Origin of the sequence: Rahnella aquatilis CIP 78.65 = ATCC 33071, from assembly GCF_000241955.1 — a bacterium.
In the GTDB taxonomy this organism is placed as follows: Bacteria; Pseudomonadota; Gammaproteobacteria; order Enterobacterales; family Enterobacteriaceae; genus Rahnella; species Rahnella aquatilis.
On sequence record NC_016818.1, the window covers coordinates 1,413,720 to 1,424,355 of the forward strand.

General features: G+C 49.0%; 5 protein-coding genes and 1 pseudogene. 3 read left to right on the plus strand and 3 right to left on the minus strand.

Features of this window, described 5'->3' with window-relative positions:
• Positions 1 to 159: 159 nt before the first annotated feature.
• The 3 genes from gyrA (at position 160) to RAHAQ2_RS06600 (ending at position 6,765) form a co-directional block, all read left to right on the plus strand.
• Positions 160 to 2,811, plus strand: coding sequence for a DNA topoisomerase (ATP-hydrolyzing) subunit A (gene gyrA / locus RAHAQ2_RS06590; protein ID WP_015696484.1), 2,652 nt, complete (start codon positions 160 to 162; stop codon positions 2,809 to 2,811).
• A 176-nt stretch (positions 2,812 to 2,987) separates the two neighbouring features.
• A complete protein-coding gene (gene rcsC, locus RAHAQ2_RS06595) occupies positions 2,988 to 5,843 on the plus strand; it encodes a two-component system sensor histidine kinase RcsC (RefSeq protein WP_015696485.1) in 2,856 nt (951 codons plus the stop codon).
• Positions 5,844 to 6,117: 274 nt separating this feature from the next.
• Complete coding sequence (locus RAHAQ2_RS06600) at positions 6,118 to 6,765, plus strand: hypothetical protein (RefSeq protein ID WP_015696486.1); 648 nt, start codon at positions 6,118 to 6,120, stop codon at positions 6,763 to 6,765.
• A gap of 58 nt (positions 6,766 to 6,823) precedes the next feature.
• Here RAHAQ2_RS06600 and rcsB read toward each other — a convergent pair whose 3' ends face one another.
• The 3 genes and pseudogenes from rcsB to RAHAQ2_RS25480 all read right to left on the minus strand — a co-directional run.
• The gene (gene rcsB / locus RAHAQ2_RS06605; protein WP_013574620.1) at positions 6,824 to 7,474 is read right to left on the minus strand and encodes a response regulator transcription factor RcsB; all 651 of its coding nucleotides are present in this window, start codon (positions 7,472 to 7,474) and stop codon (positions 6,824 to 6,826) included.
• Between the two features lie 4 nt (positions 7,475 to 7,478).
• Entirely contained in the window at positions 7,479 to 10,172 is a 2,694-nt protein-coding gene (rcsD, locus tag RAHAQ2_RS06610) for a phosphotransferase RcsD (protein WP_015696487.1), read from the minus strand.
• Between the two features lie 38 nt (positions 10,173 to 10,210).
• Positions 10,211 to 10,378, minus strand: a pseudogene (locus tag RAHAQ2_RS25480) (MFS transporter); the annotation flags it as partial.
• Positions 10,379 to 10,636: the final 258 nt, after the last annotated feature.

Here is a 10,636-nt window from a genome sequence, read left to right on the forward strand (position 1 = left end):
CCCTGCGTGCAAAGGTTTGAAACGCGTTGGATAATAGTAGGCAAAAGGGGGCGGTTGTTTTCCACGTTTGGCTGGTTTGTGGTATAGTTTTACACCTTTGCGCTATATATGCCTACGTGGGCAGCGGCCATGAATAATCAGTAGAGGGATAGCAGCTCCATGAGCGACCTTGCCAGAGAAATCACACCGATTAACATCGAAGAAGAGCTGAAAAACTCTTATTTGGATTATGCGATGTCCGTTATTGTCGGACGTGCGTTACCCGATGTGCGCGATGGTTTGAAACCGGTGCATCGCCGCGTACTTTTCGCCATGAATGTCCTCGGTAACGACTGGAATAAAGCCTACAAAAAATCGGCCCGTGTGGTCGGTGACGTTATCGGTAAATATCACCCGCACGGTGATACTGCGGTGTATGACACCATTGTGCGTATGGCTCAGCCTTTCTCACTTCGCTATATGCTGGTGGACGGTCAGGGTAACTTCGGGTCAGTGGATGGCGACTCCGCAGCCGCCATGCGTTATACCGAAATCCGCATGTCAAAAATTGCACACGAATTGCTGGCAGATTTAGAAAAAGAAACTGTCGATTTCGTGCCAAACTATGACGGCACAGAGCAAATTCCTTCTGTTATGCCAACCCGTATTCCTAACCTGCTCGTTAACGGCTCGTCTGGTATCGCGGTGGGTATGGCAACCAACATTCCGCCACATAACCTCACCGAGGTGATCAACGGCTGTCTGGCGTATATTGAAGATGAAAACATCAGCATTGAAGGGCTGATGGAACACATCCCGGGGCCAGACTTCCCGACGGCTGCGATCATTAACGGTCGCCGTGGTATCGAAGAAGCTTACCGTACCGGCCGTGGCAAAATTTATATCCGTGCCCGCGCTGAAGTGGAAGCCGATGCGAAAACAGGTCGCGAAACCATCATTGTTCACGAAATCCCGTATCAGGTGAACAAAGCCCGTTTGATCGAAAAGATCGCCGAGCTGGTGAAAGAAAAACGCGTTGAAGGTATCAGTGCACTGCGCGATGAGTCTGACAAAGACGGCATGCGTATCGTCATTGAGATCAAACGTGACGCGGTCGGTGAAGTGGTTCTGAACAACCTGTATTCACTGACGCAACTGCAGACGTCTTTCGGCATCAACATGGTGGCATTGCATCAGGGTCAGCCGAAAATTCTCGGTCTGAAAGAAATCCTGTCAGCCTTCGTCCGTCACCGCCGTGAAGTGGTCACACGCCGTACCATTTTCGAACTGCGCAAGGCCCGTGACCGTGCTCATATCCTCGAAGCACTGGCTATCGCGCTGGCTAATATCGACCCGATCATCGAACTGATCCGTGCTGCACCGACCCCGGCTGAAGCGAAAGCTGGCCTGGTCGCGCGTTCATGGGATTTGGGCAATGTTTCAGCGATGCTGGCGAGTGCCGGTGACGACGCAGCCCGTCCTGAATGGCTGGAGCCACAGTTTGGTATTCATGACGGGAAATATTTCCTGACTGAACAACAGGCCCAGGCCATTCTGGATCTGCGCTTGCAGAAACTGACCGGTCTTGAGCATGAAAAACTGCTGGATGAATACAAAGAGCTGCTGGTGCAAATCGCCGAGCTGCTGTTCATCCTGTCCAGCCCAGATCGTCTGATGGAAGTCATTCGTGAAGAACTGGAAGCGATCCGTGATCAGTACAACGATCCGCGTCGTACCGAAATTACGGCCAATACGTCTGACATCAACATCGAAGACCTGATCAATCAGGAAGACGTTGTGGTGACCTTATCGCATCAGGGCTACGTAAAATACCAGCCTCTGACCGATTACGAAGCGCAGCGTCGCGGCGGTAAAGGCAAGTCAGCAGCACGTATCAAAGAAGAAGATTTCATCGACCGTCTGCTGGTGGCCAACACCCACGACACCATTCTGCTGTTCTCAAGTCGCGGACGTCTGTATTGGATGAAAGTCTATCAGTTGCCGGAAGCCAGCCGCGGTGCCCGTGGCCGTCCTATTGTCAACCTGTTGCCGCTTGAGCCGAACGAACGCATTACCGCCATTCTGCCGGTACGCGAGTACGAAGAAGGTCGTCATGTGTTCATGGCAACCGCCAGCGGTACGGTGAAGAAAACCGCGCTGACTGATTTCAGCCGTCCGCGCAGTGCTGGCATCATCGCCATCAACCTCAACGAGGGTGATGAGCTGATTGGTGTTGACCTGACTGATGGTAAAGACGAAGTCATGCTGTTCTCTGCGGCCGGTAAAGTGGTGCGCTTCTCCGAAGAAGCGGTTCGCTCGATGGGCCGTACGGCGACCGGTGTACGCGGTATCCGTCTGGGCGAAGGCGACAGCGTTGTGTCACTTATCATCCCACGCGGCGACGGCTGTATCCTGACGGTGACGCAGAACGGTTTCGGTAAACGTACTGAATCGACCGAATACCCAACCAAATCCCGTGCAACGCAGGGCGTTATCTCAATCAAAGTGAGCGAGCGTAACGGACCGGTCATTGGTGCGATCCAGGTGGATGAAGCCGATCAGATCATGATGATCACCGATGCAGGTACGCTGGTGCGTACCCGTGTTTCCGAAGTGAGTACTGTTGGCCGTAACACTCAGGGTGTGACGCTAATCCGTACCGCAGATGATGAGAATGTGGTTGGCCTGCAACGTGTTGCAGAACCAGTTGAAGACGAAGAACTGGATGGCGTAGCCACTGAAGCGGGCGAACTGGAAGCGGCACAAGCAGCCGATCTGCCAGACGATGCGGAAAGTGAAGATGATCAGCCAGCTGATGACGAAGAAGAATAAGTTTTCTTAGTCAGCAGACAAAAGGGCATAACACCAGTTATGCCCTTTTTTATTGGATTCGTCTCAAAACAAATCTTTCACCTGAACTGCATTATCCGGCGCTTTTTAGAAAGTCTGGCAATAGTGTATCCTGATCCCTATTCCGCTCACTGAGCCGCTTCGCTAATGGTTAATCTTTGAAATATCTTGCTTCGTTTCGCACAACGCTGAGAATCTCCCGTTATCTTTTCCGGGTGCTGGCGCTTATGTTGTGGACTCTGGGGGTGCTGCTGACCACCTTCTATGTGCTGAATATTTTCCACAACAAAGAGTCCGAGATCCGCGATGAGGACAACCTCAATTACGATCTGGCGCAGAGCTACATCAAAAACGCCAATGATGTCATGCACAGCATTAAGTTTATGGCTGAGAATCGCCTGAGCACTTCAATGAACGGGCTGGATATCATCAATGGCATGATCAGCACTAAAAACACGACACCGTCTTATCTCACATTGTTCCCTGAGTCCGACTGTTCCCAGATTAATGACAGCTACCGTAATTCGCTGGCCTCGCTGGGTAATATGATCCACTACTGGAAAGACAACTTTTCCGATGCCTACGATCTTAATCGCGTGTTCTTCATCAGTGGCGAGAATTTGTGTCTGGTTGATTTTGGTATCAGCAGTGAACCGTTCGAGCGCGAAAGCCAGGAACAGTTGAAATCATTGCATGAAAAAATTCTGCAATATCGCAATGGTAAGAGCAAAGATAAAGAAAACAGCCTGTACTGGGTGTCGCAGTCCGGCAGTAAAGACGCCGGAAATCTGTATGTGCTGACCCCGATTTATGTGGGCAATAAACTCGAAGCACTGATGGGCATTCAGCAAAATCTGCGGGCCGAAAATTTGCTGAATCCGAATTCTCAGCATACCGCCGTTACATTGCTGGATGAAGACGATCAGCCTTTGCTGGGGATTTCCGGGGACGGGCATTACAGCGCCGCGCCGGGTGATTATCCGCAGGACGGTTCATTCTTCGGGTATGTAAATGGCTACAAAGATTTGGTCTACAAAAAGCCGCTGACACCTTCGTCGCTGAGTGTGGTGTATTCCATGCCGTTTAATACGGTGATTGATCGGTTTAAAATCCTGATCTTTAATGCAGTTTTACTGAATATTTTCTCCGGCCTGTTGTTGTTTATTCTGGCCTGGGTTTTTGAGCGCAAAATGTTTTTACCGGCTGAGGAAAACGCATTCCGGCTTGAAGAACATGAGCAGTTCAATCATAAAATCGTGGCCTCAGCGCCGGTCGGCATTTCTATTTTGCGCATCAGCGATGGCGTTAATATCCTGAGTAATGAACTGGCACACAACTACATCAGCATGCTGACGCAGGAAGACCGGCAGCGTATTACACGAATCATCTGCGATCAGCAGACGAACTTTGTCGATGTCATTACCAAGAACAATAACAATATCCAGCTGAGTTTCGTGCATTCACGCTACCGTAATGAAGATGTGGCGATTTGTGTGCTGATCGATGTCAGTGCGCGTGTGAAAATGGAAGAGTCGTTGCAGGAAATGGCCAACGCGGCCGAGCAGGCCAGCCAGTCTAAATCAATGTTCCTGGCGACCGTCAGCCATGAATTACGCACGCCGCTTTATGGCATCATCGGGAACCTGGATTTACTGCAAACGCAAGGGTTGCCTCAGGGTGTTGACCGTCTGGTGACCGCGATGAATAACTCATCGGCGCTGCTGCTGAAAATCATCAGCGACATTCTCGATTTCTCCAAAATTGAATCCGAGCAACTGAAAATTGAGCCGCAGGAATTCTCCTGCCGTGAAGTGATCACGCACATTGCCGGTAACTATTTGCCGCTGGTGGTTAAAAAGCATCTGGGACTTTACTGCTTTATCGAACATAACGTGCCGCTGTCGTTCAATGGCGATCCGGTGCGGCTGCAACAGGTTATCTCCAACATTCTTAACAATGCGATTAAATTCACCGATACCGGCTGCATTGTGCTGAATGTCAGAACCTGCGGTAACTATCTTGAGTTTCAGGTGCGTGATACCGGCGTGGGTATACCTGAGCGGGAAATCACGCGCCTGTTTGATCCGTTCTTCCAGGTGGGAACCGGCGTACAGCGCCATTTTCAGGGGACCGGGCTGGGGCTGGCTATCTGTGAAAAGCTGATTAACCTGATGGATGGCGATATCGAGGTGGAATCGGAGCCGGGGCTGGGCAGTTCGTTCACAGTGCGTATTCCGCTCTACAATGCCACTTTCCCGTCGGGTGAACCGCTGGATAACTGGCAGGACAAAACGGTCTGGCTGGATGTGCGTAATGCTTATCTGGAAAGCTACCTGATGCAGCTGATGCGTTATCACGGCGCGAATGTTCAGCGCTATGAGCCGGAGATGCAAAGCCAGCGGGAAGATGTGCTGATTACTGACACACCGCTGATCCATAAGGGTGAACTGGCCGCACAGATTGAATTCTCCATTGGCCATATCGGGCCGCCGGTCGAAACGCGTCCGGGTTACTGGGTTCACAGTACGTCCACACCACTGGAAATCACCGCGCTGCTTAACCGGATTTATCGTCTTGAGACAACAACAGAAGAGGGCGGTTCGGTGACGCCGGAAGCTGCTGTGGCGCAGGATTACAGCGATATCACATTGCTGGTGGTGGATGATCATCCGATTAACCGCCGTCTCCTGGCGGATCAACTGGGCACGATGGGTTATATCGTAGTGACGGCGAACGACGGGATTGATGCGCTGGATGCGATGCGTGCACACGAAATTGATATTGTGCTCAGTGACGTCAATATGCCGCGTCTTGACGGTTACGGGCTGACGGCAAAACTGCGCGAACTCGGCCACACCTTGCCGGTGATCGGCGTTACCGCGAACGCGCTGGCGGAACAGCGTCAGCGTTGTCTCGAGGCGGGAATGGATAACTGTTTATCCAAACCGGTTACGCTGGAAACGTTACGCGACACGCTCAGTTTCTATAGCGGGCTGGTGCGTAAGAAACGCTAATCCTGGCGGGCAGAATACGAGCAATAAATCAGGCATCTCCAGATGCCTGATTTACAGTATGTTGTTCTTATTGTTATTTTCAATAATATCTTTGAATTAATAGATTAAATATAATTATTGTTAGGATGTCTTAATTATTTATTCAGTTGAGAAATGGTCTCTCTTTATAGAATATAAATCGACTTTAAAAGTAGAGTCATAGTGTTTTTGTTGGTTGGAATGCTGATGATTTTATTTCTAACCTATTGAATAATTACTTACTATAAAGAATTCCATGTTTAGAAATTTAAAAACATTGTGTAATTATGCCCTTCAGAAATCACAAGGTTGCACTTTTACCGGGGAAATAAATGCCTGGGTTCTTATCTGGTATCCTGAGAATCATCATCTGGGGCATGCTGCGATGATTATTGGAGATCTGGACGTGAGCAGCCCCTATGTCAGCTGGTGGCCAGAAAAAACCAGAAGCGGGCTTTCTGCATTTATTTTAAAAACGCCAGCAGCCAGGGAAAAACTTTACAATCATAAAACGCATCATTTCGAGTTTACTACCAGTGATTATGAAAGTGACTTTCTTTCTGAGGAGGACTGTCCCCATGTCATCTATGGTCTGAGAGATTTTGATACACGAAGTATGCTGACAACCTGGGAAAAAATAATGAGCAGGGGATGTCCCTCTTTTTCGCCACTGTCGAAGAATTGCGCCGCTATTGTGAGTCGGGTTATGAAGGCGGGTTTAAAAAACCACCCCTTACGTCATAAGGTATTTGGCATATTTGGCGGTGAGCAATATATCTGGACACCTAAAAGAATCGCCGTGGCATGTAATACATTACGTGATAAAAACTGTGCGTTGAAAATTAATATATCAGGGCGCAACAGCCAGCATAGTTTTGTAAAAACGCTTATCCGCCTGAGATAATAAAAAGGCACCGTCCGGTGCCTTTTTTACAGTTGAAGTAACGTAACCTTCTTAAATATCAGTCTTTATCTACCGGCTGGGAGCTGACAGAAGACAGATAGTTCAGCAGGGCGATATCGTTTTCCACGCCCAGTTTCAACATCGCAGATTTCTTCTGGCTGCTGATGGTTTTGATGCTGCGGTTCAGCTTTTTGGCAATCTCAGTGACCAGGAAGCCTTCTGCAAACAAACGCAGAACTTCGCTTTCCTTCGGAGACAGACGTTTGTCGCCGTAACCATTAGCGCTGATTTTTTCCAGCAATTTCGCCACGCTGTCAGGCGTGAATTTTTTGCCTTTCTGCAATGCGGCCAGCGCCTTCGGCAGATCAGTGGGTGCGCCTTGCTTGAGCACAATCCCTTCGATATCCAGATCCAGCACAGAACTCAGGATCGCCGGGTTATTGTTCATGGTCAGAACAATAATGGATAACTGCGGGTAATGACGCTTGATGTATTTGATCAAGGTGATGCCGTCGCCGAATTTATCGCCCGGCATGGACAGGTCAGTGATCAGCACGTGAGCATCAAGTTTGCTTAAGCTGTTAACCAGTGCAGTCGAGTCTTCGAACTCTCCTACAACATTCACCCATTCAATTTGTTCAAGGGACTTACGAATACCAAACAGGACGATAGGATGGTCATCAGCAATAATTACGTTCATATTATTCATGTGATTAGCTACCTTGCTGGAGCAGTCTGGAGACAAAAGAATCAATGTGATTGATGGTTTCAGTTATCTGTAAAACATCGCCATCGGCGATGTATTGTTCTAAGGATTCACACATTTGCTTGCCTGGGGTCAGGTTCAGCATGGCGAACACCCCCTTGAGACGATGTGCTGTTTGGGAAAGTGATGTGAAATCACGGCGTTGATTTTCATTATACAGTTTCTCAAGATCTTCCGGTACTGTCTCAACGAAAAGCTGATAGTAATCGCTTGATTTTAGCTGCTTTTCATAATGGTCGAGAGAGTCTTCGCCGGGTTCTTCGGGTGAAACACTGTCATCGGATACAGAAAATTGCTGTTCGATTAACAGTAATGTTGCGTCGATCAGCGCACTGCTGATGTTGTAATTGACGCGAATATAATGCTTTTCAAGCTGCTGTAAACCCGATTCATCGTCGGTCAGCAGCAGGGTAAATTTGTCACTGTTTTGCGGGTTATCTGTCAGTAAAACATCATATTCCCGCGCGGCCTGCCTGTCGTCAGCCACGATGCACACCGCGCCGTAGGCATTCATTGTCCGGGTCACAATACCGCGAACTTCATCTGAAGTGATATCGAGTAATACCGTCACATCATTGAGTAATTTCTCGTGTTCTGCTTCAACTTCCTGCGCTTCCTGACGTTGTTTAATACGCACAGTATAGCGTGTGCCGATATTAAGCTTGCTGCGGATTTCGAGCTGACCCCCCAGCTTTTTGCACAACTGATTACACAGGAAGAACGTCAGACCGGAACCGTGGTTAAAACGATCCACTAACGTCTGACTAAGGAAAGGATAATTCAGATTACTCAGTTCTTCTTTGGAAATTCCGCTCCCCGTATCGTTTATGTGGAAAATTAACTGATCCGGGCGATCTTCATCCTGTTCGCTGGTCAGGGTCACCTTGCCCAGCGATGTGGTCACAATGGCGTAATCGAGCAACAGAGACAGGATTTTCTTCACCGCCTGTCTGTCGCCGATAAAGGCCGCTTCAGGGGCAATCTGGAAATGATTCAGCAACCCGAGGCCTTTCTGAGTCAGGCGGGGCAGGGCCTCAAGCAACAGCTCATCTACCATGGCTGAAAGCACGTATTTATCGTTTGCCGGCTGCCAGTCCTGGGTTTCCAGACGGGTCAGCAGCGTAATGTTATCCACCAGCGTCAGCGCGTTACGCGATTCATTCAGCAGTTTGCCCTCCAGCATCTGACGCGCTTCCGGTTTCTGTTCTTCCACCAGCGCGGTGGCCAGCCCGTTCAGTTCCTGCAACGGCTGGTTCAGCTCAATGCCCAGATTATGCAGCATCAGTTTGCGTGCCTGCAGGTTCTTCTCAAACTCACGTTTGGCCTGTTGCAAGGTGCGGTTCACCATCACTTCTTTATCCTGATCGTGGAGCATAAACAGGTAAGTTTCCGGCGAAATCTGGCTGCGGATCATACGGATTTCATAAACTTCGTTATTGACGGTCGCCTGTATTGTGCCGTGATGCTGCTCGGCCATATTGGCAATTTTGTTCAGACTCAGATGCGGTAATAACTGGTCGGCAATTTTATTGCTGAGGATCACGCTGTGGTTGCTGAAGTTATACACCAGCAAACCGAGCGGCAGACCGGAAATGATTTCCTGATTCAGGGCCTGCTGCATCTGCAATTGTGCCGCCATATTCTCGCTCGGGCGGATGTACTGATGGCGAATGAAATAGATGCTGGTCATTGCCAGTCCGATCAGGAACAGGTTGATCAGGATCAGCCAGAAGTTATTACGTGAAAGATCAACCATCAGGCTGAACAGCGGCACGTGGTAGGTCAGTGACAGCGGTGAATTGCTCAGCGGCACATCAAACACCAGCGACCATCCCTGTATCACAATGCTGCTGGCCGCCGGACTATCATCGGTCGGATCGCCTTCATTGACCGCCGTGGAGTTGCCATTAAGCTGGAAATTATCCCTCGCCATGCTGTAAGGGATCAGATCACTCATCGGTAAATCGAAGGCAATCACGGTTGCCAGATGTCCCGGATTATTAAAGGTGGTGCGCAGGGAGAAAGAATAGTCGTTGCTCTGGCGCGATTTGCGCAGGGGAGAATAACTTTCGCGTTCGTCCAGGGTATTCGCCTGCTGCAACATTTCGGCACGACGTGCCTGCAGCGTACTGGTGAAATAGTTTTCCTTCAGGCGGGAATCTTGCTGCTCAAGTGGCACCGTGGTGATCAGCAACATACTGTTGTCCTGACCGTTCAGGTAATAGAGCGAATAAGGATGCGTCGTTGAGCCCCACTGGTCATCCAGGAAGGACGAAATTTTCAGGGTTAAATCCAGCGTGGAACTGTCATGTGCCCCGAAAATCAGCGCATCGGTTTTCTTGTGAGGTTTAGAGACAAAATACATGTCCTGACGCAGGCGGATTTCCTGTGCATTGACGGCATCCGCAGGCATCGGCTGTCCGGTGAAATTATCGTAAATCTGGTAGGTCATGTAGCGGTACTTATCGATGCGTTTTTGCAGTAAGTCTGCGGTATTTTGCACCGTGCGCAGTTTGTCGTTCAGATAAGCATTGGTGTAGTTATACCCGTAAAGGCCAAGCCCCATAGCCAGCAGCAAAATGAACAACCAAAAGAATCGCGTGATATTGGTTGATGTCAGCGATAAATATTTACCAGCCATGATGATGAGTTTTTCCCTTCATTCTTGTTATGACGCCTTTAGCGGACGACGGTTTTTGCACAAACAGTGACACACAACATCGTTGCCGCAACGCAACCTAATGCAACAGATAAATTACTGACTTGCGCGATAAAACCCATCAGCGCCGGACCCGCTAAAATACCGGCATAGCCCGGCGTTGTCACGGAAGCGACAGCCATTTCCGCAGACGCACTGGCCGCACACTTTATCAGAAAGCATAAGTGCTGTGATTGCGCATAGTCTTAATTGTGTCCGTGCCGGAAACCCGGTCAACAGAGAATTTACAAGACGATCACATAATTGATAAGTCATTTTTATGTATTATTAATCCGTATAACGCTTGATTTTCTTAATAATGATCACACTTATACCGGGCGGTTATTTTATTAAATTGTTGTTTTTAAAATAATAATTTTTATTGATGCGTGGATAAACCAAAATTT